Source organism: Psychrobacter sp. T6-4, assembly GCF_052258425.1.
Lineage (GTDB): Bacteria > Pseudomonadota > Gammaproteobacteria > Pseudomonadales > Moraxellaceae > Psychrobacter.
This window is the reverse complement of the sequence record NZ_JBQQEZ010000001.1, coordinates 66,570-90,076: the sequence shown is the minus strand read 5'-3', so window position 1 is coordinate 90,076 and position 23,507 is coordinate 66,570. Positions and strand designations below refer to the sequence as shown.

Sequence of the window (23,507 nt, the reverse complement as noted above, 5' to 3'; positions counted from 1 at the left end):
AAAAACTAAAACAATCTCAGCGCTTATCAGCACTCATTACTTGTAGATTTATATAAATATAAAACCTTTAATAATCAGTTGCTTGAATAGATATAGAGGCTTAGAATCGCTCGTTTTTTACCTTAAGATAATTTGCTGAATATAGGACAAAAATAAAGCCCTATTTTAGCATTTTTTTGCTCGTAAGTCACTGTTTGCTGGCATATTCTAGCAATAGAATCACTATCTCATTCAGTAGCCAAAAGGACGCCTTGTTTCATGTGAAACACTGTAGAATATGACCAATAACGATTGATGAATGCAATGACATCTTCGGTCAAACTGGTCATAAAGACCTGACACGGAAGCTTTGCTAGTGTTGACAATAAAATATCAAGCGCCCTACCATCTAGCTCTGCGGTAATATCATCTAAGAGTACAACTGGGGTTATAGATAGATCTGATCTAGAACCAATATCCTTTATGCTGACATCATCTGACTTTTCTTGATCAGCAAACTGCGTACTCAGTACTGGTTTATTAAGCAGTAGAGGCAACTGTGATAAGCGTAAAGCGGTAATCAGTAGCTTTTTCTCGCCGCGAGATAAGACGTTAGCGGCCTGCTCTTTTAAGGTTGGTAGTTTTATCGCATTATCAGTTACTGGTTTAGACTTGTCATCATTTGAGCGCCAATGCACATGTATATCGGCGCGGTGGCTGCCGATACGAGTATAACCCAGTTGCAAATCCTGACTTAAACGCTCATTGAGCTGCTCATCAAGAGGTTTTGTAGCGTCAAAGCCTGCATTGTAGCTTAAACTCAGCTGATCTGCGTAAGACGGCAATAGCTGTGCGATACTTTGCGCAAAAAAGGGTCGCCAAGCATCAAATACTTGCTCGCGGTAGTGATGGATAAGCGCTGCATGATTGGCAAGACCTTTATCCCAAGACTTTAACTCGTTGAGTTGTGTTTGGCTTAAGCTACTGCTTTGTTTGAGTAAACTGTTACGCTGCTTAAGTAAGCGCTGATAGGAGACCCACTGCGAATGAAAGCCTGGTTTCATGTGAAACACGAGCCAGTCGAGCAATTGACGCCGACTAGCACTGCCCTGCTCTAACATATCCATAGTAGAGGGATCAATTAGTAGCGTTGGTAGCTGCTCAGTCAGAGCGCTTTGCGTATAAACAGTGTTTTGGTTCAAACGTAATATGGTAGTTGCATCGAGCTGTTTTTGAATAGCAATAGTACGATCTGCCGACAGAGTGGCATGTACCGTCGTTGCAGGCTGATAATGTTGAATATAGCGTTTAGGCTGATGATGACGAAAGCTTTTGCCACGGGATAACAAGAATATCGCCTCAAGTAGAGACGTCTTCCCACTACCATTAGCACCAATAATGATGTTGCAAGCTGAGGCTTTGAGACTTAGGTTATCAAGGTTGCGTAAATGCGAGACTTGTAGACGTTCAATCATATAACTACCTAATAATATATTTTAGTCTATAAATCATCGCATCTTAGAGTGTGAAGCACTATATACGCATAGGCATGATGACGTATTGATGAAACTCATCACCCAATTGGTTGACTAGTACTGAGGCATTAGATTGGCTCATATGCATTTGCAAATCTCCTTGGATCACTCCAAGAACGTCTTGCAAGTAAGCGGCATTGAATGACAGCTCCATCGGCTCGCCACTATATTTAGCTTGTAGCATCTCGACAGCTTCGTCCTGCTCGGCATTGTTAGCACGAACCTCAACCATACCGTCGCTGGCAAAGTTAAACACGACGCCGCGCGATTTTTCATTACTCAAAATAGCAACGCGGCGTAATACATCCATCATTTTTTCTTGATTAAATAGTGCAAGCTTATCTGTATTACTTGGCATAACGCGGCGATAGTCAGGGAATTTGCCATCGATAAGGCGCGCAGTAAAAGTGACCATCAAGTCTGTGCTCACCTGCCCTGTACTATCAACGTTACCAAACGGCAAGCTGACTTGCAAAAACTCTCGGCCAAAGCTAAGCGTTACTGCATTATCTTGCTCACCGAGCATTTTACCAAGCTCAGAGGCCAAACGTTCAAGCTCAATAACGGCCTTGCGCGGCAAAATAGCTTGCATATTCAACTCTTGACTGACATCAACCACGCTGCGAGCCAAAGCCAGTCTATGGCCATCAGTCGCAACAGTCGTGAGCTGCTGCTCTGCAACATCAAACAACATACCCGTTAGGTAATAGCGCACATCTTGAATCGCCATCGCAAATTGTGTTTTGTGAATTAAGTCCAATAGATGGCTACGGCTGATGTTTAGAGGCGTGATACTTTCAGGATTGCCCAAGCTTGGATAGTCTTCGCTTGGCAGCGTTCCTAAGGTAAATCGGCTCTTACCACTAGTTAATAGGCAGCGCTCATTGGCTTGCGTTGCTAGATTGACTTGCGCTTGCGCTGGTAGCGATTTACAAATATCTTTTAGTTTGGTGGCAGGTAGTGTCGTTGCACCCGCTTCGATACAAGCGCCTGCTGGCAGCTTTAGAGTCGATGTCAATTCTACCTCTAAATCAGAAGCCGTTAAGATCAGTTCAGACTCGGATAATTGAAGCTTAATATTACCCAAGATAACCATATTATGGCGCTTGTCAGCAGCTTTGGCGATCAGGTTAATGGCTTTTAGTAACGACTCTCGATTAATCGATAATTGCATGCTTAATTACTCTTATTTAAAGGGCTTTTTGGTTTATTATAAACCATTATTGTAGGCGACAACATAGCCGTAATACTAGGCTTTAAGCGGCTTGTAGCATCATAGATAACGACTTGTAGTCTTTGTCAAAAGCAGGATCCATTGAGCGCAGTTGAGCGACTTTGTCACAGGCGTGCATTACAGTAGTATGATCACGTCCGCCAAATGACTGACCAATATCAGGATAGCTATCACCAGTGAGCTCGCGAGCTAAAGACATTGCAATCTGGCGTGGTCTGGCAATACTTCGAGTGCGTTTGCGTCCCATCAGATCCTTTACGCTAATATTGTAATACTCAGCAACCACTTTGCGTATGTTATCCATATTTACCGCTTGCACACGCATCGCGATAATGTCTTTTAGCGCATACTGTACCATCTCAAGCGTAATTGGTGCACCTGTCAGATTGGCATTGGCAAAAACTTGATTTAGAGCACCTTCTAGACGCCTGACGTTCGACACCACATTTTGTGCGATAAACAATGCACAGTCCTTAGGTAATACCATACCAAAGGAAGCGGCCTTTTTTTGTAGTATCTGCACCCTAGTATCAATCTCAGGGGGATCAACTGCAACTGTCAAACCCCAAGCAAATCGTGAACGAAAACGTTCATCAAATTCAGTCATTTGCGAAGGGTGACGATCTGAGGCCAGAATCAGCTGCTTATCACCACTAGTAAAGTCAGCAAATAAAGTCAAAAACTCATCACTGCTTTTAGTCTTTCCAGCCAAAACATGAATATCATCTACAATAAGTAGATCTACTTTTTTTATTTTCTTCTTAAAATCTTCTATTTTATTATTTCTTAATGAGTAAACTAATTGGTTAATAAATTTTTCAGAAGTAAAATAATAAAAACTTCTATTGTTTTTTATAAAGCGATGCGCAACAGAATGCATTAAATGCGTTTTTCCCAATCCTGAAGGTCCATATATAAATAAAGGATTGTGCCTATTTTTTGATTGACGTTTACTTAGCTCATAACAGGCTTTGTAAGCTAGGTTATTAGACTTGCCTGTAACAAAGCTGTCAAAGGTAAAATCAGGATTTAGATAACTCAAAGACTTAGTATCAGCAGACTCCATAAGCTGAGCATGTTGCTGCAAGCCTGTATCGTAACTCAATAACTCATTATTCTCACTATTGGTAGTAACTTTTGAGTTTGTCTGGAGTAGGGTAGAGGCGTCACTTGTGACTTGGGAGGCATTATTCTCATCACTATAAGACCCGTCATTGTGACCTGTATTGTCAACTCGAACAACGACTTCATCAATACTACCTTGACTATGTTTGGCAACCAGCTGCTGGATATCTTGTAGATGATTCTTTTTAATATAAGAGACAAAGTAATCATTAGGCGCGCGAATGACCAACGTTTTTGATTCTTGATGTGCTGACAAAGGTCTTAGCCACATCGTAAAAACGTTGTCTTTGACGTGATAACGTAAGTCGTCTAAGCACTTATCCCAAATGGTTGCAGTCTCTATCATAAAGAAATTTAACCTTTTATCTTAAAATATGACGCACTTTGTGTCATTTGTGAATAATTTAGAAACTTGCTTAGCAGCACCCTTTGACCATTTAAGGTAGAACAAAGCCAGGATAAGCTCTCTATTTTGTAGGCTGCTAATTTAACATAAACTGCCTGTGGATAACATCTTGTTTTTTGTGGATAAGGCTGTGGATAGTTTTGTGGATAAGTTAAAAGGCAGAGTTATCCATATTTCGCCCACAGGTTATCCACAGGGTTACCCCTAGGCTAGTAGCTTGATAGTAAAGAACTAATTAGACTTACCCACAGATATTAGGGTCTCCAATAACAACAATACTTATATATATTAATTATTAATTATTATGGAAAACAGCATTTGCTGTGGATAACTTTTGAATACTAGTCAAATATTCGTCTAGACTTAACTAGTAACCAAGCGGCACAGATCATAAAAAAAGATCACCTATCTGATGAGATAACGGATACTTAGAAATTTAATAAACTAGTTCGTTGACCCAGTTGTTGCTAAGTGGTATAATCCTTCGCTATTACGAATTTAGTCCATTATTTTGATAGGTGAGTTATGAAACGTACATTCCAACCCAGTGTGATCAAGCGTAAACGTACTCACGGTTTCCGTGCTCGTATGGCAACTAAAAAGGGCCGTCAGGTTCTAGCACGTCGCCGCGCTAAAGGACGTCATCGTCTTACTGTGTAATGAGCACATTGCAAGAATCGTGGGTCAAGGTGCTGGTTGAATATCTAGTATGATAATAAGATAAACTATAGTTGCCATTGATTCATATATTAAAAGCGCCCATATAGGCGCTTTTTTTGTCTTTACGATTTATACTATTACTTTCTGTAACATCAGAAGCTCTCAATTTAGGCTGTACTATGTCCAACACTGTCTTAGCAGTACCTACTACCCGTTTCACTAAAGAGCAGCGCCTACTGACGCCTAGTGACTTCAAATCGGTGTTTGATGCTCCTACTCGTAAGCTTCACCAAAGTCACTTGATGGCATTTGTACGTGATAATACTTGTCAGCGGCCACGAGTAGGTATGGCTATTACCAAGCGCAAAGTACCTACTGCAGTCGCTAGAAATTTAATCAAACGTCAAATACGTGAGCAGTTTCGATTAAAGTCTCATATATTAGAAAATAAAGACATAGTTTTTATTGTTAAAAAACCTGTAAAAGATATAGAAAAAAAAGAGATAAGGGATCAGATAAAATATATATTTAAAAAAATAGAAAATAAATAAAATGACTAACTTTATAAAAAACATTAATCATTTTTTTTATTTATTACTTAGTAGTATTATTGTTTTTTATCAAAAAATAATAAGTCCAGTATTACCTGCGCGCTGTCGCTATTATCCTACTTGTTCAGAATATGGCAAACAGGCCTTGGCATGGCATGGCGTTTGGTCAGGTATTTGGCTATTGTTGAAGCGCTTAGGTCGTTGTCATCCACTAGGTGGCCATGGCATTGATTTTGTACCTCTGCCGCTATCTTCTTATCAATATCAATATGTAGATACGTCTTGGATAAAAGTTCACTCGATCATTTATTCAGACTATACAAGTTATGCTGCTCGTCTGAATTATCTAATGAGAGGATGATGAGGCTGTCTATAATTGAATGCTGTGGATAAGTTCTATAGTTATCCACAGCAAGTTATCCACACTTAGACCTAGCTTTTCCACAGAAAGACAAAGTTATCCCCAGGTTATCTACATTATTTATGATTTGGGCTATTGGTATCATTTAGAGTGGATTTTTAGTAAAATAGTGCACATTTTGTGTCAGTGACTGCTTTTGCCTGATTTCATTGCGTCAGTAGTAGCAATAATCTTATCTAGCAGTCATGACATATGTCCCAACATTTCGCTCCCTAATTTTTAATCTAGGAAAGGTTTATGCAAAAGATATTTCGGGTGATGATCATCATTGCGATGTTGATCACCGCTTATCTGCTGATACTAGCGTGGCGCGACGATTACGCTGATGTACCTGCTGTGGATACTGTCTCTGAGGCCACGACGTCTGTGAGTGCTGATATTCCTGCAACGACTGGTGCTGCAGGCGATATTCCAGTGCAAACACTGCCTGCTGATAACAGTATAGTGGCGGCCGCCCCTGATAGCGCCGCTCTTATCACAGTAACGACTGATCGCTATGATATTAAAATCAACCCAGAAGGCGGTGATATTGAGTATGCAGCGCTTAAGCAGTTTGATGCGACACTCGATAGCGATGAGCCTTTTGTATTATTAGAGAGCAATAGCAATCGTATATATGTCGCTCAATCAGGTTTGATTGGTCAAGATGGTATCGATACTGCTGAGGGCCGAGCAAGCTACAGCCATACTGCTAATAATTATGTGATGGAGGAAGGTCAGCAAACTCTATCTGTACCACTTACCTATCAACAAGACGGCGTTAAGATCACAAAGACCTTTACCTTTACCCAAGGTAAATACCCTATCGATATCAGCTATCAGATTCAAAACGCCTCTACGTCTGCCTGGCAAGGACAGATGTTTGCGCAGCTTAAGCGTGATGATAGTAAAGACCCTGGTATGTCTGATAAGGGCGCGCTTAGTATGGCTACCTATTTAGGCGGTGCGTGGGGTACACCTGATGACCCTTATAATAAGCTTAAGTTCAAAGACTTTAGCGAGCAGCTGGCAGTAACCAGTGATGAGGGTTGGGTAGGGATAGTGCAGCATTATTTTGTTTCTGCATGGACGCCTGAGAATTTCACAGGTAAGTTCTTTACTCGCGAAACAGGCAATGACTATTTTATTGGCTTTAATAGTCAGCCAGTTAATGTCGCCCCAAATAAGCAAGTGACGTTAAATGCAACCTTGTATGCTGGACCAAAAGTACAGTCTGAGCTCAAAGAGGTCGCTGTAGGTCTTAACCAAACGGTTGACTATGGCTTGCTTTGGCCAATATCTAAGATATTATTCGCCATACTTGATGGTATCCATAAGGTACTTGGTAATTGGGGTTGGTCGATCATTGTGTTGACTATCTTGGTCAAAATCGCTTTGATGTGGTTCTCAAATAAGAGCTACTACTCTATGGCGAAGATGCGCGCACTTGCTCCGCGCCTAGCCGCGCTCAAAGAAGAGCATGGCGATGATCGCATGAAGATGTCACAAGAGATGATGGGCATTTATAAAGAAGAAAAAGTCAATCCAATGGCAGGGTGTTTGCCTATACTCATGCAAATGCCTATTTTCTTGGCACTGTATTGGGTGCTGGTTGAAAGTGTTGAGCTGCGTCATGCGCCGTGGATACTATGGATTCAAGATCTATCAGCGATGGATCCATGGTTCATCTTACCACTGCTTATGGGTGCGTCGATGTTCATTCAGCAGCAGCTTAATCCGCAGCCTGCTGATCCGATGCAAGCTAAAGTGATGAAGTTTTTACCTATTATCTTCACCGCCTTTATGTTGTTCTTCCCAGCAGGTCTGGTATTGTACTGGACAGTGAACAACTTGTTTAGTATGACGCAGCAGTATATCGTCAACAAAAAAGTTGAAGAAGAGCAAAAGCGTCGTACTGTTAAAGTGCTGAGCTAAGTTTGTATGTACGGTATAAAAACCATCGCTTTAGCGGTGGTTTTTTTATGATTATAGTTTTATTTTTTAGTGCTAGAGATACTGATATCAAGTTTGTTTTGTGAGTATCCACGCAGCCGTCTATAATGATGATTTTAGCTAGTGAGAGTCAATGTGAATGCTATTGTAACGCCGCTGATGCCTGATGAGCGATCTGAAAAGTCAGGACTTACGACCATTGCCGCTATAGCTACGCCTATCGGCCGCGCGGGAGTAGGCATCGTTAGGCTATCGGGCCCAAAAGCTTATGCTATAGCCTGCAAGCTTACAGATAAAACGAGCTTTACGCCGCGACAAGCTCACTTTTGCCGTTTTTATCAAGCGGATGGTAGTATTATTGACGAAGGCTTAGTGCTGTATTTTAAAGCACCGCATTCGTTCACAGGTGAAGATGTTATCGAGCTACAAGGTCATGGCGGAGTAATACTACAAAATCATCTGCTTGCACGCGTGTTCGAATTAGGCGCTCAGCAAGCGACAGCGGGCGAGTTCTCTTATCGCGCCTTTGACAATGATAAGTTGGATCTAGTACAAGCAGAAGCTATTGCTGATGCTATTGATGCGACTAGTAGTGCTGCGGCGAGTAGCGCTATTCGCTCACTAAGTGGTGAGTTTTCACAAAAAATTAACCAGCTATTAGAGCAACTGATTCATCTGCGTTTGCACGTTGAGGCGGCTATTGATTTCCCTGATGAAGAAGACGTTGATTTTTTATCCGATGGCGTCATACAAGATAAGCTTGAGCACACTCAAGCTAGAATCAGGCAAGTCTTGGCGACTGCAAAACAAGGGCAATTATTGCGTGATGGTATTCATGTGGTGCTAGCAGGGCGTCCTAATGCTGGCAAGTCAAGTCTGCTTAATCGCTTGGCAGGGCAGGAGCGCGCTATTGTCACAGAGGTCGCAGGCACAACTCGTGACACTCTAAGTGAGACAGTGGTGCTCAATGGTCTGACGCTACATCTAACTGATACTGCAGGTCTAAGGGATACTGAGGATACCGTAGAGCGCATAGGGATTGAGCGCGCGCGCACAGCGATTGAGCAAGCCGATATACTCCTTATGGTCTACGATGTGACTCGTGATCTTGTAAGTGAGAGTACACCATTACAGCTAGCAGAGCAGCTATTTGGTAAGCTGCCTGAGGCTAAGCGCTTACTTATAATTGCCAATAAAAGCGATTTATTAAATGCTAGTGATAATCAAAAAAAGGCTATAGATACTGATAAGCAAATGCGAGAAATAGGTTACGAGCAGGTCAATGTTTCATGTGAAACAGGTGCTGGTATCGATACTCTAGTTACGGCTCTATGTGATAAAGTAGGATTTCATCCGCCAGAAAACAGTCTAATCGCTCGTACGCGTCACTTAGATGCTTTGAAGCGAACGGCTGAATATTTAAGTGAGGCGCACGAGCAACTCACGGTATTTACTGCAGGCGAATTGGTCGCTGAAAGTCTGCGCCAAGCGCAGCAGAGTTTGGGCGAAATCACAGGCGAGTTTAGCGCTGATGATCTACTAGGTAAAATATTTGGTAGTTTTTGTATTGGTAAATAGCTGTTTTTAATAAAGAGTTAACAAGGAAGCGATATGCATTGTCCCTATTGTAATGCCTCAGAGACAAAGGTTATTGACTCGCGTCTGGCCGCAGAGGGCGCACAAGTACGCCGCCGCCGCTCTTGTAGTAGCTGTCAAGAGCGCTTTACTACCTTTGAGATGGTAGAGGTAGTCATGCCGCGTATCATCAAATCTAGTGGTAAAATCGTACCTTATGACAATGAAAAACTGCGCCGCTCTATTTTATTGCCGCTACAAAAGCGTCCTATTACTATCGATGAGCAAGAGGCGATGATTAGCCGTATCGAAAAACGTATTAGGCAAATGGGCGAGCGTGAGATCAGTAGCAAAGTGCTTGGTGAGATTATTATGAGCGAGCTTAAAGTGTTGGACGATGTCGCCTATGTACGCTTCGCTAGCGTCTACCGTGACTTTCAAGATATTGATGCTTTTCATCAAGAAATCGCTAATATTCGCCCTAGTGAAAAATCAGATGATTAATTCTGAAAATGGATAGCGTCTTAAAATCATTTCACCTTTTGGTGTTGACTCATATTTACTTAATAAGCACTCCCTTATGTCAACTATAAACCATGCTCAAAATGCGCAAGATAGCTATTTTATGATGCTCGCTATCGAACAGGCTAAACTAGGTTTGTATACGACCAGACCCAATCCAGCGGTAGGCTGCGTCATTGTGCAAGCACAGCAGGTCGTTGGACAAGGCTATCACCCCAAGGCAGGACAGCCTCACGCTGAGGTATTTGCACTCAAAGATGCAGGCGAGCAAGCGATTGGTGCGACTGCTTATGTTACTTTAGAGCCTTGTAGTCATACGGGGCGCACGCCGCCTTGTGCTTTGGCACTGATAGAGGCTGGGATTAAGCGTGTCGTTGTAGCAGGTCTTGATCCCAATCCACAAGTCGCTGGACGCGGTGTCCGCCTACTCAAAGAGGCTAGAATTGAGGTCAGTGTTGGTGTATTAACTGAGCAAGCAGAAGCACTCAATCGAGGATTTTTGAAGGCGATGCGTACGCAAATGCCTTACGTGCGCCTCAAAATCGCTACTAGTCTTGATGGACGTACCGCGATGGCAACTGGCGAGTCAAAGTGGATCACTGGACCAGCTGCCCGCGAGGATGTACAAAAGCTGCGAGCACGTAGTGGTGCCATTATTACAGGTAGCGAGACAGTTATTCAAGATAACCCGCAGCTTAATGTACGCTCAAATCAGCTGGGGGTATCGCCTGAGCAGGTTCCGCCTCCTATCATCGTCATACTCGATAGACGCAAACGCTTATCCCATAATGCACGATCAAATTATCGACTCTGTCGCCATATGGCTACTGTGTATTGGCGCGATGACAATTTGATTGAACTACTAAAAACTTTAGTGAGTGAGCATCATTGCTATGAGGTGTTAATAGAGGCAGGCGCTAGCGTCGCAGGTAGTTTTTTGAGTCAGCAGCTGGTCGATGAATTGATTGTTTATCAAGCGCCTTGTATTTTAGGGGCACATGCACGCGCTATGGTTGATAGTGCTCCGCTGACTTTAGCGCAGCAACTACGTTTTGAGTATCAAAGTTGTGAGAAAATAGGCTCTGATTTAAAGCTAACCTTGTTGCCGATCTAAATACTTATCTATCCACAGCTAATATCATTACTGTTTATAAATATAGATAAAAGCAGCTCTCTTGAAAGTTCCACATGAAACTGTGTATAACTTTGTTTCACATGGAACCAAAATAATTAATCAAAGGTAAGTTGCTATAAATTATCATAAAAATCAGTAATTTATGTCTATTAGTGTTCGTTTACCAGAGTTGTACTATGTATTCAAATACTGTGGATAACTTCTTAATTGGTACTCATGAAATAGTAATATCTAAAATTTTTTATACTTATCCACAGGTTATCCCTTACTACGCAAACTAAAATATAGCATAGGTTTATAACCATAAAAATGAGGTTCATATGTTCACAGGAATTATAGAAAGTGTCGGGCACGTAAAATCAATGCAACCTGTAGGCGGTGATATCCGTCTCACAGTAGAGTCCAATGATCTAGACTTCAGCGATGTCAAGATTGGAGACTCCATAGCATCTAATGGTATTTGTCTTACCGTGGTAGATATGAGCAGCAACGCTTATTCAGTAGATGTGTCACGTGAAACTATGGCTCGTACGGCGCTTGAAGGGCTAAAGACGGGTGATATTGTGAATTTAGAAAAAGCTATGCTACCGACCACTCGTTTTGGCGGTCATATTGTCGCAGGTCATGTCGATGGCGTGGGTACAGTCGTTAAACTCCAACAAGATGCACGCTCTATCTATATTGAGATTGCTATTCCAAAGGAGCTTGAGCACTACGCGGCGACCAAAGGCTCTATTACCCTAGACGGAATAAGTCTCACAACCAATCTAGTCAAAGATAATATCGTATCTCTAAACATCATCCCGCATACTGCACAAGTCACCAATATATCAAAGCATTGGCTGGTAGGAGATAAGGTCAATGTGGAGGTGGATATTGTGGCGCGTTATCTTGAGCGCCTAATTAATAAAACGCCAGCGAGCCAAGAAAGCAGTATTACAGAGGCGTTTTTAGCGGATAACGGTTTTATGAAGTAAAAGGCTTAGATATATTTTTGTAGGACAGTCTGTAGCCTATCCTTATTGATGGGTTTAGATAAAAAGTCGCTCATACCTGCTCTTGTACACGCTTCACGATCCTCTTCGGTATTATTAGCCGTCAAGGCGACGATTGGGATATTTTCGTCTTGTGAGCGAATAGCTCGAGTGGCTTCAAACCCGTCCATAATGGGCATGCGGCAATCCATCAAAATCAGATCAATAGGCTCTTTTTGATTCTCAAATTGTGCCAAGCCCTTTTGCCCATCCTCTGCAACGACGCTACGATATCCCAACTTTTTGAGTAAGCGGCAGGTAATTTTTTGATTGGTCAAGCTATCTTCAACGACGAGTACAAGAGGCGCTGATGACTCAGTTGTATCAGTAATTTCAGTTGTATCAGTAATTGTAGCTGTATCAGTAATTGTGGCTATCTCTTCTTTTTCTACTAAGCTTTTTGGTGACGTAGCGAGGCGTTTTAGTTCAGATAACAATAAACTGATGTCTAAAGGTTTATTCAAAAAACCATCAAAGCGATCAAGAAGACTTGAAGGTATGTGGCGTGTCCGTTTACGGCTTAAGAGTAGGGTGGAGAGGGTATCATCTGCGAGCAAACCATCCAAAAGCGTTATGATGTCAGCGCGGCTCCTAGTCCTTATGCGCTTAGTCTCTTTTGCCGCTTGATGATAAGTGTTCTCGTACAGCTCAAAGTCTAAGAGTACGATAGGGGTGAGGTTTTTATCATTTTGAAGCATATCTTTTATATCATCAATAACATCGATTGAAGTATGGACGCTACAAGTCATCGATAGATGCTGACAGATATTTTCTAAATGCTCTGCATACATTTGATGATTAACAATAGCTATAAGGTGCACATTTTTTAAGCTATCGTTGTCATGATATATCGGTACATAATTGGGTTGACGACAGGGCAGATAAAGGGTCGTGCTGTTGATTTTGTCATACTCACTATCGGAATCATCATTTTGACTGCCAAACTCCATATAGCCGTCCAGCGATTGCCCCGCGCTATCAGCCGCACTCATTTTAAGCTTACTACTATAGTAGTTTTGCTGCGTGGACTTATCATCTTGTTCAGTGTAGTGAATCGGGTAAAGATGCGTAGGATCTACCTTTTGCGTTCTAGTATCGTATACCGTGAAGCTTATCCAAGCGCAGGCGCTCTGCTCTTTTGATACTGAGTCGATAGTTAGAGCAATACAGCCCGCCTCGGTCGCACTGATCGCATCTGCCAATAAATTACGTAGTAACTGCCTTAATCTAGAATCGTCAGTATCGATATAACGCGGACAGTTTGGGGCAAAAAAGTATAGAAGCTCAATACCTTGCTGATGTACCTCATCGGTTACCAAAGCAATTAATTGTTTACCCATCATAAAGATATCTACAGGTTTGCTACTGATCGTTGATTTAGTAGCTATTGGCTGTGCTGTGCTAAGTACATCGATAAGTTTGCCTGATAAGGTGTGACTCAATTGATTAACATCTTCTATTATCTCATCTTTTAATAAAGTGTCAGAACTGATGTCCTTTAGCGTGCTGATTACTCTATCAAGTGGTAAAGCAAGTTCGTGATGAAGAATAGCTTTGGTTTTGTGAGCTTCATTAAGCTGCTGCTGCAATACTTGGTTTTGTCGCTGCAAGCGCTCTGTTTGTTTGACAAAGTCGTTGATGGAGTTAAGAAGTACAGTGAAGCCATGGATCTGTCCATGATCGCCAAACCAAGGGGTAATATGGAGCTGATAGGTCTGTTGATCCTTTAACCCTTTGACTACTAAAGTGCGCATGACGCGCTGGGTCGATAAGTTCTTTAACCAAAGCTGAGTGGCATCATCAAAACCGGTCACAAATTCTGTCAGCTGATAACTATGGCTAAGCTGGGAGGAGACACCAAAGACTTGCTCAAAGCGCTTGTTGGAGAAGCTAATCTGACCGTGGCGCATCAGCATCAGCATCGGGAGCGGTGCTTGTTCAACTAGGCGCTCAAGACGGTGATTAAGGGTTTTTATACTGCGATGATTGTTGTGTATCTGATAGCTAATACGGCTGAGCGCATGACCTAAACGCAAAAATTCAGTAGTAGTATTGCGCTCAAGAAAGGGTTGCGGGCTATAGGATTCTTTTGCACTATTACCCAAGTCATCAGCGTAGCTCATTAGTGCTCGCCAGTTAGCATTTCGTTTGAGCATGTAGAGTAAAGCGATGGTGAACAAGATCAACGCTGCCATTAGAGGAAGCCAAAAACGATAAGAGATCCAACTGATTTGAATAGGCTGATGTTTAATCATGACATAAAGCTGATGACCACTTTGAAGCTTGATAGTGCCTTTTAAATCGATGGTATTAATTGAGTAGGCGCTGTTACTATTACTTTGAGTAGGGGATGAAATCGTAGGAAAAACAACGGTCGATATGGTCGTGTCGTTAGGCCTCGTATACCGATGGATAAAGGTTTGACCTGAGGGCAACATAAATATGATCTGATAGCTCAAATCTTGTAGATATGGTTTGTCCAACAGTTTTCGAACATCAGTATCTGTAACGTTATCTCCATAATCAATAAAGTCGTACTGCAAGGACTCAAAGGCATCAAGGGTATGGCGTTCGCTATAGGTCTCAAGCTCACTAAATACCATCGTATAATATAACGCTAGCATGACTATGAGCGTTATCGTATAAAAAAGCAGCAAGCGTTGCAAAGAATGGAACTGTTGCATAAAAACATAATCCTATGTCAGTACCAAAACCTATCTAAAGTGTTTGAGTATAACAACCATATTAAACGCTTGTCATCGACTTAACCTCGCTATTTTAGTAAAAAATAAGTAATCAAGAATAGACCCAAGTGTAGTCACGGCCTAGGACAGGCATAGCGCTATATAGAAAACTCACTTATAATGGCTAAGTCTATTTTTAATCAAGCCTTACTATGAGCTTATCTGCCGTATCAGAAAAACAAAATACCTTATCTGTCGTGCGTCCATTACGAGTCATCTTTGCTGGAACGCCTGAGTTTGCAGCGACTAGTCTTGAAGCCTTGATTGCTCAGCAAGAGTCGCTGGCTATAGAAATCGTTGCGGTCTACACCCAACCTGATCGCAAAGCGGGGCGAGGTCAAAAAATCACCATGTCTGCGGTCAAGCAAGTCGCTCTAGCACATGATATTGTAGTCGAGCAGCCCGCTACTTTCAAAAAGTCTAGTACTGAGGGCATGGTAGCCAGACAGACGCTGCGCTCTTATCAGCCTGATGTCATGATTGTCGCCGCTTACGGGCTGATCTTGCCAGTAGGGGTGTTGACTACGCCAACTTTAGGGTGTCTTAATATTCATGCGTCATTGCTGCCGCGCTTTCGCGGGGCGGCGCCGATTCACCGCGCGCTACTGGCGGGTGATAAAGAGACTGGCATTACCATTATGCAAATGGATAAAGGGCTAGATACGGGCGATATGCTCTATAAAGTCAGCTGCACTATTGAATCACACGATAGTGCGTCAAGCTTGCATGATAAGTTAGCAGACTTGGGCGCTCAGGCGATCATTACCGTTATGCAAGATCTACAAAACTATCAGGCAAACGCAAGCAAGCAAGATGATAGTCAAGCTAATTATGCCAAGAAGTTAGTCAAGTCTGAGGGCGAGATCGATTGGACGCAGTCTGCTACGGCTATTGAGCGTCAGATACGTGGCCTGACCCCTTGGCCTGGTGCTTATACCTTTCTACAAGCTCAACGTGTCAAGATTTTAGCCAGTTTACCTGTCGATGAAACGCTGCGAACCGACAAGCCAGCGGGCACTGTTATCAGCGTCGGGCGCAAAGCTATTTTAATTGCTTGCGGCAAAGAAAATGCTAGTGATACGCAAGGGAGTACGTTAAGAGTGACTCAGTTGCAATTTGCAGGCAGTAAGCCAGTAAAAGCCGAGCAAGTCTGTCAGGGTAGTCAATTAAATGATGACGACCAATTTACTCGCGACCCTACTTAGTTCTAAGATTAATCCTAAAATACGCCAAACTCTATCTAAATAAGACGCTATTAATCAGACGTCAAGGAAACAAAACTTAATGAGACACCAAACCGCGTCTAATCACAATAGCAAAAAAGCTAAGCCATCGAGTAACCTAAAAATGAGCGGCAGCGTGCGCGTGCGTGTCATACGTACGCTACTTGCGATTCAAAACGGTCAATCCCTCTCAAGCGTACTCGATCCACTGCTCAATAGCCTGCACGATGGAGACAAGGGTTTCGCTCATGCGCTGCTTTTGACCACTCTACGCCAGTGGTACGCGCTCGCGCGACTGCTCGATAGTCTTGCGGATAATTCTATTGATGAGATAGAGGTACGCACGACGATTCAGGTCGGTATGGTGCAATTGCTGTATCTAGAAGTCGCCGACCATGCTGCGATTCACGAAACGGTTGAAGCGGTCAAAGAGATAGAGTTCGCGCATGCCTCAGGTTTGGTCAATGCAATCTTGCGTAAAATCGCCAAAAATACTAATAAATTTCGCAAAAAATGCGATAAAAACCATAGCTTGCCTAATTGGCTGGCCTATCAGCTCAAGCAAGACTGGAGCGAGTACTATAACGATCTTACTCAAGGGCTGCGCCTGCCTGCACCGATGTTTTTGCGCGTGAACAGTCGTATGCATTCGGTCGAGGACTATCATCAAATGCTTATAGATGCCGATATCAGCAATGATGTCGTTGAGCTGCGTAGTGGTTTGGCTTTGAATAATCAGCTAGCTAATCAGGCTGAAGGTAGCGTTACTGAAATAACATCGCAAGCTCTACGCTTACAGCAAAGTACTGCGGTAAGTTATTTGCCGCAATTTAGCGAAGGCGCAGCTAGTGTGCAAGACATGCATGCTCAGCTCGCTGCCTTGCTTATCAATCAAGCGCTTGTCCAAAAGATAACAGGTGCGCGTGAAGAGGATACGCCAACTACAGATATTCATCTGCTAGATGCATGCGCCGCTCCTGGCGGTAAGCTGGCCCACTGGCTAGAATTACTAAACACGGGTAGTGAGCAGTCTTTGTTTCATGTGAAACAAGATAACGACATTAAAACGCAAGTCAAACTAACCGCTATCGATAATGAAGCAATGCGTATCACTCGTATTCACGATAACCTAGAGCGCTTACAACTGGGCCAAGCTCAAAATGAACCTATCGATCTCAATATCGTTTGTACAGATGCCACTCGCTGGCAGTACGCTCAAGATGAAAATCTCGCCGTATTCGATGCTATTTTGCTTGATTCCCCTTGTACGGCAACAGGCGTTATCCGTCGTCATCCTGACATCAGCATCTTGCGTCATGAAGAAGATATGGCGCAGACGGCCATTTTACAAGCGGATATCTTGCACAATTTATGGCCACAGCTTAAGGTTGGTGGTTATTTGCTTTATGTGACGTGCTCTATTTTAAAGCAAGAAAACGTCGAGCAAATGCAGGACTTTATTACTCATCACAATGATGCAGTGGCGATTGAATTCACCGATGCTTGTAACTGGGGAATCCATCAAGAGATTGGTCGTCAGTGTTTGCCGATTGATAGCGACGGCGGCGATGGCTTTTATTATGCGTTGTTGCAAAAGACAGATCAGTAGATATATTTGAGACCTACTTTAAACGATTAAGGTTCAGGGTAGGCTGATGCTTTAGACCAGCTTCTATATTTTGTAAGGTTGCCATGCTGGGCTAAAGCACCAGCCTACAACCGCATATACCTATTTGAAATTTATATTTGAACGAAGCAATTATTTATAGGACAAACAATGAAATATATCAGTACCCGTGGTCAGACTGAGCCGATGGATTTTAGCGATGTGCTTTTATTGGGCCTTGCTCCTGATGGCGGCTTGATGCTACCTGAGCATTATCCAGCGATCGATGCTGCGATGTTGAGCGAGTGGCGAGGGCTGAGTTACCCAGAATTGGCATTTGCCATTATGCAGCGTTTTGCGACTGATATTCCAAAGGCAGATTTAAAAGACATTATCGAGCGTACTTACAAGGCTGAAGTGTTCGGTGATTCTGAGATTGTTCCTGTACGTAAGCTTGAGGACAACCTATACATTTTAGGTTTATCAAACGGTCCGACGCTAGCGTTTAAAGATGTGGCGATGCAGTTTTTGGGTAATGCTTTTGAATATGTACTCAAACAAAAAGACGCTCGCATCACGATTATCGGTGCGACCAGTGGTGATACGGGCAGTGCTGCTGAATATGCGCTACGCGGTAAAGAGAATATCGAAGTCTTTATGCTCTCTCCCCATGGCAGAATGAGTGAGTTTCAGCGCGCGCAAATGTATAGCCTAACCGATGACAACATCCATAATATCGCTATTGACGGTATGTTTGATGATTGCCAAGATATTGTCAAAGCGCTACAGCAAGATGCCACCTTTAAAGCGGCCTATAATCTAGGCACGGTCAACTCTATCAATTGGGGCCGTATATTGGCGCAAATCGTTTATTATTTCAAAGCCTACTTTGCGGTCACTGATAGTAACGATGAGCAAGTGAGCTTTAGCGTGCCATCAGGGAATTTTGGTAATATCTGCGCCGGTCACATTGCTCGCGAGATGGGTTTGCCTATTGGACGCTTAATTGTCGCAACCAATGAGAACGATGTGTTAAATGACTTTTTTAATAAAGGGATTTATCAGCCGCGTCCTACAGAGCAGACTTATATCACCTCAAGCCCATCAATGGATATCTCCAAAGCCTCTAACTTTGAGCGTTTTGTGTACCTATTGTTAGATAAAGATAGCGCCCGCGTCCATGAGCTATTTGAAGGCGTCAAATCAGGTCAAGGGTTTGATCTATCTGGGGTGATGAATACCGTCAATACGCATTATGGCTTTGCAGCGGGCAAATCAACCCATGAGGATCGTCTGCAAACGATCCGCAAGCTGTATAAAGAGTCAGGTGAATTGGTCGATCCGCATACTGCTGACGGTATCAAAGTGGCTAAAGAGTTGCAGCAAGAGGGCGAGGTTATCATTTGTGCTGAGACCGCTTTGCCTGTTAAATTTGCCGATACTATCGTAGAGTCCATTGGTCCAATAGACATTGCTCGTCCAGCACACACTGAAGGCTTAGAGGATTTACCTCAGTACGTTACCGTATTAGCTAATAACGCCGAACTAGTTGCTGACCAGATTCGTCAGCATGTAACTGCTAATCTGTAATAGGTAAAATCGATCTAAAATGTGAGACAAGCTTATTTTGTTTCACATGAAACTTTATAAGTTGTCTTTACTCAAATCTATGGCTGTAAATAGTATTATTTTTTGTAAAAATGTGTCAGAAATTATGCTATGGTTCTTACTACTGTAAGTTGAGCGGTTGGTCATACTTGTTTTATCTTATTTAAAGATAAGAACCTTAGTTTATATCGCCTACGATAACTCTCATATTTTGTGGATATAACAATGAAAATAAGCATTACTGCCCTAACCAAGGCTTTTATGGTCACAGCTTTTAGTAGCGCTATACTCATGACAACCGCTTATGCTAACAATCCACCACCAACCATCAAAGCTGATGCGCCTAACCGCTATATTGTCAAAAAAGGCGATACCTTATGGGATATATCGGGGCGATACCTAGATAGCCCGTGGCGCTGGCGGGAGATTTGGGCAACCAATAAGCAAATCAAAAATCCTAACCTGATCTATCCTGATGACATTCTCATCTTGTGCGTCATTCAAGGCAAAACGCTCATTGGAGTCGATACAGGCGAGGGCTGCGCTGGCGTTGAGAGGCAACTGACTGGTGATGTTGTAGCCACTGCGGTTGCGGTGACCTCAACTGTGAATAGTATACCTGCTATTCCGCGCTCTGCAATTGGGCACTGGCTTGATAAAACCCTTATCGTCAATCCAGCAGACTTTAATACTACCCCTTATATTTTAGCGTCCAAAAAAGGCAACTTGGTCACGGCAAGCGGTGATAAAGTTTATGCCAAAGGTGTGCCTTTAATTGTCGGTCAACGCTACGGTGTGTATCGTGAAGGGCAACAGTATGTTGATCCTAAGAGTCAGAGGGTTATCGGATTAGAGGTCACGCAAGTGGCAACTGGTATGGTCACAAGTGTGGCTAGTAATGGCGTGAGCAGCTTAGAATTGACAGATTCTTATGATAAAGAAGTACGTGAAGGCGATCGGGTGTTCGTTGAGCTTAACAACTCGATACCGCCTGTGTTCTACCCTGAGCCTGCGACAGTCAATCGCGGTGGTATGATCGTACGTGTTATGGATTCTATTAGCTCAGCGGCTAAGGGTAGCGTAGTCGCTATCAATCTAGGTCGTACTCAAGGCGCTAAGCCTGGCGATGTTTTGACTATTTACAAACAAGGCGCTTTGGTACGCGATACTATCGATAATGATATGCCAGTGCGTCTGCCAAATGAGCCAAGTGGTATGCTTATGGTGTTCAATACCTTTAGCGATATCAGCTACGCTTATATTTTAAGCTCAGACTTACCGCTCAATGTGGGCGATAAGCTACTACCGCCGCCTTATCTATAACGGTATTAATAGGCGCGCCCAAGCGTCTTACAGATTTAAGAATCTAAACAGAGCAATGACTCATGACCACGTCGCGACCTTTTTTATCTACAGATCAACGCGCTATATTGGCGCTGTGGTATGAGGTCAATGCGTCACTATCAGCTTATCATAAGCTGGTCACTCATTTGGGTAGCGCGCAGCTGGCATGGCAAGCCAAAGCAAGCGTTTGGCAAGAGATGGGTATCCATCATACTCATCTTAAGCGTCATGAAAATTTAGAGCAAACACAGACTGATATCGATAAGATTGAGCAAGCCTTGGTAGAGGGACGCTATGGTCTCCTGTTCGCCGATCAGCCTGAATACCCTGTGTCACTATCACAAATATTCGACCCGCCGCCACTGCTGTTCTTTCGCGGTGACATCTCTTTATTGCAGCAACCCCAGATTGCTATCGTCGGTAGCCGCAAGCCTAGCACCCATGCGCAAAAAATCACCTTTGATATCGCGCAGTATCTTGTGCAAGCAGGCTATATCGTCACCAGTGGTCTGGCAATGGGCGTCGATAAGTGCGCGCATCTAGGCGCACTGTCGCAGACAGATACGCAGTATCAAGGCCGTACGATAGGAGTTATGGGTACGGGTATCAATATCAGCTACCCCAATCACCACGACAAGCTCTTTAGCAAAATTATCGAACAAGGCGGCTGCCTTATCAGTGAGCTATTGCCGCATACTGGCCCGCACAAACATACCTTTCCGCGGCGCAATCGTTTGGTCGCAGGTTTAAGCCTAGCCACGATAGTGACTGAAGCGACGATCAAAAGTGGCTCCTTAATTACCGCACGTCTGACCTCAGAGCAGGGCAAACAAGTCTTTGCCGTACCCAGCCACATCGACAACAGCAACGCTGAGGGCTGCCATCATCTAATACGTGAGGGCGCAACACTGATATACCATCCGCAGCAGGTGCTAGATGATGTCAGCGCTCAAGTTTATACGCCGCTACAACGTACACGTATAAACCAATCTCAGCCGTCGAAAGTTAACAGCGCGAAAGATAATAGCGCTGACTCTAATAAAAACGCTAAGCAACGCTCAAGTACGGCTATGAATACCAAAGCTGACATAGTCGTGCCTGAGCATTTAGCGCCTGTTTACGAGCAGCTTGACTGGCATGGTCAGGATTTAGATGCCTTGCTTATCAGTACTACTCTCACGGCGCCGCCGCTGATCGGTCAACTGATGGAGCTTGAGCTTTTGGGACTCATTAGTGAGCAGGGCGGACGTTATTTGCGTGTTTGATGATAGTTTTTAGCCTCTGTTTGCCCTGTTAATCTGTATATATTTTCGCAGCCTTATCTATAGCGCCTATCTTATGTCCTTATCTAGCCCGCTTATTACTGAATCCGTCGTTCAAGCTGCCACATGGCTCAAACAAGGACGGCTGCTCGCTTATCCGACTGAAAGCGTTTGGGGTATTGGCTGTGATGCTTATGATAAAGCAGCAGTTGGGCATATTTTAGATATTAAACAGCGCCCGCAAGCCAAAGGTATGATTGTTATCACCGATAGTAGCGAGCGTTTGACTCCTTTATTGGAGACTTTAGACAAAGATAGACACCAACAGATTATGGATAGCTGGCAGGTAGACAATGAGAATTTAGAGGTTCAACATCAGCAAGCTCATACTTGGCTTTTACCTATTCCTCAAACGCTTGTCGGCACTATCCCTCTTTGGATAACGGGTCAGCATCAGAGCATTGCGGTTAGAGTCATTGCCCATCCGCTTATCCGCGAGCTTTGCCGGCAGCTGGTATCTATTGATAATCCTTATGGGTTTATCGTCTCTACGAGCTGCAACCCTTCAGGTCAGCCGCCTGCCAAAAATTTCTTTGAAGCGTATAATTATTTTAATACCCAAATCAGTTATCTACAAGCTGATACTCTCGGCTATACGCAGCCAAGCCAGATACGAGATGCCGTTACAGGTTTAGTCGTTCGTTAATAGTATAGTTAACACTAAATAAAATGGATACGTTATTCAAAAACGCGGGACTAGTATAAATTTTTCTGGCGTGCTGTGCCTACGCAGACAGAGGCTGCAAAAAATTCATTCCAGCCCTGCTGTATCTTTTTTATATTGGACTGGCTATATAGCGTGAAACAGAGACCGTTAAATAAAAAAGTGTATTCTTTAATTTCAGTGTTGACAGAAATAAAAGAATAGCGCAGTATAGATTCAAAGAACTCATAAAAGTTAAGAGTATTTATTTATTATGAAACTAAACCCTGTCACCGAAAAATTTATCTTACATTGGGGCGAAATGGGCTCTAAATGGGGCGTTAACCGTACGATGTCACAGATTCATGCTTTGCTTTATGTCATTGGCAAGCCGTTAAATGCCGAAGAAATCACTGGAACACTAGGCGTGGCACGCTCAAACGTCTCTAACAGCATCAAAGAGCTACAGAACTGGGGATTGGTGCAAAAGGTGTCGATATTAGGCGATCGCCGCGATTACTTTACGACCAATACTGATGTCTGGGAGCTGGCGCGTATCATTGTCGCCCAGCGGCAAAAGCGTGAGCTGGACCCGACCGTTCAATTCTTGCAAGAGCTGATGAATAGTCCTGAGTTTGAACATGAGAATAGCGAAGTAAAAGCTCGTATCCGTGATACGCAAGAGTTCGTCAGCACGCTCACAACTTGGTCATCTGAGATGCTCAAACTACCGACCAATATACTAAAAAAGGTACTAAAACTAGGCGCTAGTATTAAAAAGGTTTTACGCTAATAGTGAAACTGTGTTATTTAAAATAAAAAATTTGAGTACTGTTTTCTGTTTTGACAGAAACTAATAAAATAAAGTTCTATATATTATCCATAGTGAATTCTTAGTTAATTCATTG

At 43.1% G+C, this 23,507-nt stretch carries 19 protein-coding genes; 15 read left to right on the top strand and 4 right to left on the bottom strand.

All coding sequences use genetic code 11. The annotated features are described in order from the left end of the window. Positions 1-227 precede the first annotated feature (227 nt). The 3 genes from recF to dnaA all read right to left on the bottom strand — a co-directional run bounded on the left by recF (position 228) and on the right by dnaA (position 4,219). Positions 228-1,454, bottom strand: a complete 1,227-nt coding sequence (recF, locus tag ACTXGE_RS00410; RefSeq protein WP_443541269.1) for a DNA replication/repair protein RecF — start codon at positions 1,452-1,454, stop codon at positions 228-230. A gap of 58 nt (positions 1,455-1,512) precedes the next feature. Further along, complete coding sequence (dnaN, locus tag ACTXGE_RS00405) at positions 1,513-2,688, bottom strand: DNA polymerase III subunit beta (protein ID WP_443541270.1); 1,176 nt, start codon at positions 2,686-2,688, stop codon at positions 1,513-1,515. Positions 2,689-2,770: 82 nt separating this feature from the next. Then, entirely contained in the window at positions 2,771-4,219 is a 1,449-nt protein-coding gene (gene dnaA, locus ACTXGE_RS00400; protein WP_435949936.1) for a chromosomal replication initiator protein DnaA, read from the bottom strand. A gap of 585 nt (positions 4,220-4,804) precedes the next feature. Here dnaA and rpmH point away from each other — a divergent pair. The 8 genes from rpmH to ACTXGE_RS00360 all read left to right on the top strand — a co-directional run bounded on the left by rpmH (position 4,805) and on the right by ACTXGE_RS00360 (position 12,052). Then, positions 4,805-4,939 carry a 50S ribosomal protein L34 gene (gene rpmH / locus ACTXGE_RS00395; RefSeq protein ID WP_007394757.1) on the top strand — a complete coding sequence of 45 codons (135 nt, stop codon included), beginning with the start codon at positions 4,805-4,807 and terminating at the stop codon, positions 4,937-4,939. Between the two features lie 179 nt (positions 4,940-5,118). After that, positions 5,119-5,490: a ribonuclease P protein component gene (gene rnpA, locus ACTXGE_RS00390; protein WP_443541271.1), complete on the top strand. Its 372-nt coding sequence runs from the start codon at positions 5,119-5,121 to the stop codon at positions 5,488-5,490. 1 nt (position 5,491) lies between these two features. Next, the gene (yidD, locus tag ACTXGE_RS00385; RefSeq protein ID WP_443541272.1) at positions 5,492-5,851 is read left to right on the top strand and encodes a membrane protein insertion efficiency factor YidD; all 360 of its coding nucleotides are present in this window, start codon (positions 5,492-5,494) and stop codon (positions 5,849-5,851) included. A 297-nt stretch (positions 5,852-6,148) separates the two neighbouring features. Next, positions 6,149-7,825 (top strand): membrane protein insertase YidC, encoded by a 1,677-nt coding sequence (gene yidC, locus ACTXGE_RS00380; RefSeq protein ID WP_317200726.1) that lies wholly within the window; start codon positions 6,149-6,151, stop codon positions 7,823-7,825. Positions 7,826-8,002: 177 nt separating this feature from the next. Beyond that, entirely contained in the window at positions 8,003-9,421 is a 1,419-nt protein-coding gene (mnmE, locus tag ACTXGE_RS00375; RefSeq protein ID WP_443541330.1) for a tRNA uridine-5-carboxymethylaminomethyl(34) synthesis GTPase MnmE, read from the top strand. Between the two features lie 33 nt (positions 9,422-9,454). Then, positions 9,455-9,922, top strand: coding sequence for a transcriptional regulator NrdR (nrdR, locus tag ACTXGE_RS00370; RefSeq protein ID WP_443541273.1), 468 nt, complete (start codon positions 9,455-9,457; stop codon positions 9,920-9,922). A gap of 76 nt (positions 9,923-9,998) precedes the next feature. Next, on the top strand, positions 9,999-11,054 hold the full coding sequence (gene ribD, locus ACTXGE_RS00365; protein WP_443541274.1) for a bifunctional diaminohydroxyphosphoribosylaminopyrimidine deaminase/5-amino-6-(5-phosphoribosylamino)uracil reductase RibD: 1,056 nt from the start codon (positions 9,999-10,001) through the stop codon (positions 11,052-11,054). Between the two features lie 341 nt (positions 11,055-11,395). Next, the gene (locus ACTXGE_RS00360; RefSeq protein ID WP_435949931.1) at positions 11,396-12,052 is read left to right on the top strand and encodes a riboflavin synthase; all 657 of its coding nucleotides are present in this window, start codon (positions 11,396-11,398) and stop codon (positions 12,050-12,052) included. Positions 12,053-12,057: 5 nt separating this feature from the next. Here ACTXGE_RS00360 and ACTXGE_RS00355 read toward each other — a convergent pair whose 3' ends face one another. Next, positions 12,058-14,793 (bottom strand): response regulator, encoded by a 2,736-nt coding sequence (locus tag ACTXGE_RS00355; protein WP_443541275.1) that lies wholly within the window; start codon positions 14,791-14,793, stop codon positions 12,058-12,060. A 212-nt stretch (positions 14,794-15,005) separates the two neighbouring features. Here ACTXGE_RS00355 and fmt point away from each other — a divergent pair, with 212 nt between their 5' ends. The 7 genes from fmt to ACTXGE_RS00320 all read left to right on the top strand — a co-directional run bounded on the left by fmt (position 15,006) and on the right by ACTXGE_RS00320 (position 23,392). Next, on the top strand, positions 15,006-16,058 hold the full coding sequence (gene fmt, locus ACTXGE_RS00350) for a methionyl-tRNA formyltransferase (RefSeq protein WP_443541276.1): 1,053 nt from the start codon (positions 15,006-15,008) through the stop codon (positions 16,056-16,058). A 142-nt stretch (positions 16,059-16,200) separates the two neighbouring features. Next, on the top strand, positions 16,201-17,685 hold the full coding sequence (locus ACTXGE_RS00345; protein ID WP_443541331.1) for a transcription antitermination factor NusB: 1,485 nt from the start codon (positions 16,201-16,203) through the stop codon (positions 17,683-17,685). Positions 17,686-17,853: 168 nt separating this feature from the next. Then, positions 17,854-19,272, top strand: a complete 1,419-nt coding sequence (gene thrC / locus ACTXGE_RS00340; RefSeq protein WP_443541277.1) for a threonine synthase — start codon at positions 17,854-17,856, stop codon at positions 19,270-19,272. A 243-nt stretch (positions 19,273-19,515) separates the two neighbouring features. Next, on the top strand, positions 19,516-20,613 hold the full coding sequence (locus ACTXGE_RS00335) for a LysM peptidoglycan-binding domain-containing protein (protein WP_443541278.1): 1,098 nt from the start codon (positions 19,516-19,518) through the stop codon (positions 20,611-20,613). A 62-nt stretch (positions 20,614-20,675) separates the two neighbouring features. Further along, the gene (dprA, locus tag ACTXGE_RS00330; RefSeq protein ID WP_443541279.1) at positions 20,676-21,899 is read left to right on the top strand and encodes a DNA-processing protein DprA; all 1,224 of its coding nucleotides are present in this window, start codon (positions 20,676-20,678) and stop codon (positions 21,897-21,899) included. 73 nt (positions 21,900-21,972) lie between these two features. Continuing rightward, complete coding sequence (locus ACTXGE_RS00325) at positions 21,973-22,602, top strand: L-threonylcarbamoyladenylate synthase (protein ID WP_443541280.1); 630 nt, start codon at positions 21,973-21,975, stop codon at positions 22,600-22,602. Between the two features lie 271 nt (positions 22,603-22,873). Continuing rightward, positions 22,874-23,392: a GbsR/MarR family transcriptional regulator gene (locus tag ACTXGE_RS00320; protein WP_443541281.1), complete on the top strand. Its 519-nt coding sequence runs from the start codon at positions 22,874-22,876 to the stop codon at positions 23,390-23,392. Positions 23,393-23,507: the final 115 nt, after the last annotated feature.

Coding starts and splice junctions, on each gene's coding strand:
- rpmH (WP_007394757.1), top strand. CDS start 4,805: ATGAAACGTACATTCCAACCCAGTGTGATCAAGCGTAAACGTACTCAC.
- recF (WP_443541269.1), bottom strand. CDS start 1,454: ATGATTGAACGTCTACAAGTCTCGCATTTACGCAACCTTGATAACCTA.
- mnmE (WP_443541330.1), top strand. CDS start 8,003: ATGCCTGATGAGCGATCTGAAAAGTCAGGACTTACGACCATTGCCGCT.
- yidC (WP_317200726.1), top strand. CDS start 6,149: ATGCAAAAGATATTTCGGGTGATGATCATCATTGCGATGTTGATCACC.
- dprA (WP_443541279.1), top strand. CDS start 20,676: ATGACCACGTCGCGACCTTTTTTATCTACAGATCAACGCGCTATATTG.
- ACTXGE_RS00320 (WP_443541281.1), top strand. CDS start 22,874: ATGAAACTAAACCCTGTCACCGAAAAATTTATCTTACATTGGGGCGAA.
- ACTXGE_RS00355 (WP_443541275.1), bottom strand. CDS start 14,793: ATGCAACAGTTCCATTCTTTGCAACGCTTGCTGCTTTTTTATACGATA.
- ACTXGE_RS00345 (WP_443541331.1), top strand. CDS start 16,201: ATGAGCGGCAGCGTGCGCGTGCGTGTCATACGTACGCTACTTGCGATT.
- fmt (WP_443541276.1), top strand. CDS start 15,006: ATGAGCTTATCTGCCGTATCAGAAAAACAAAATACCTTATCTGTCGTG.
- thrC (WP_443541277.1), top strand. CDS start 17,854: ATGAAATATATCAGTACCCGTGGTCAGACTGAGCCGATGGATTTTAGC.
- ribD (WP_443541274.1), top strand. CDS start 9,999: ATGTCAACTATAAACCATGCTCAAAATGCGCAAGATAGCTATTTTATG.
- dnaA (WP_435949936.1), bottom strand. CDS start 4,219: ATGATAGAGACTGCAACCATTTGGGATAAGTGCTTAGACGACTTACGT.
- ACTXGE_RS00360 (WP_435949931.1), top strand. CDS start 11,396: ATGTTCACAGGAATTATAGAAAGTGTCGGGCACGTAAAATCAATGCAA.
- rnpA (WP_443541271.1), top strand. CDS start 5,119: ATGTCCAACACTGTCTTAGCAGTACCTACTACCCGTTTCACTAAAGAG.
- nrdR (WP_443541273.1), top strand. CDS start 9,455: ATGCATTGTCCCTATTGTAATGCCTCAGAGACAAAGGTTATTGACTCG.
- yidD (WP_443541272.1), top strand. CDS start 5,492: ATGACTAACTTTATAAAAAACATTAATCATTTTTTTTATTTATTACTT.
- ACTXGE_RS00325 (WP_443541280.1), top strand. CDS start 21,973: ATGTCCTTATCTAGCCCGCTTATTACTGAATCCGTCGTTCAAGCTGCC.
- dnaN (WP_443541270.1), bottom strand. CDS start 2,688: ATGCAATTATCGATTAATCGAGAGTCGTTACTAAAAGCCATTAACCTG.
- ACTXGE_RS00335 (WP_443541278.1), top strand. CDS start 19,516: ATGAAAATAAGCATTACTGCCCTAACCAAGGCTTTTATGGTCACAGCT.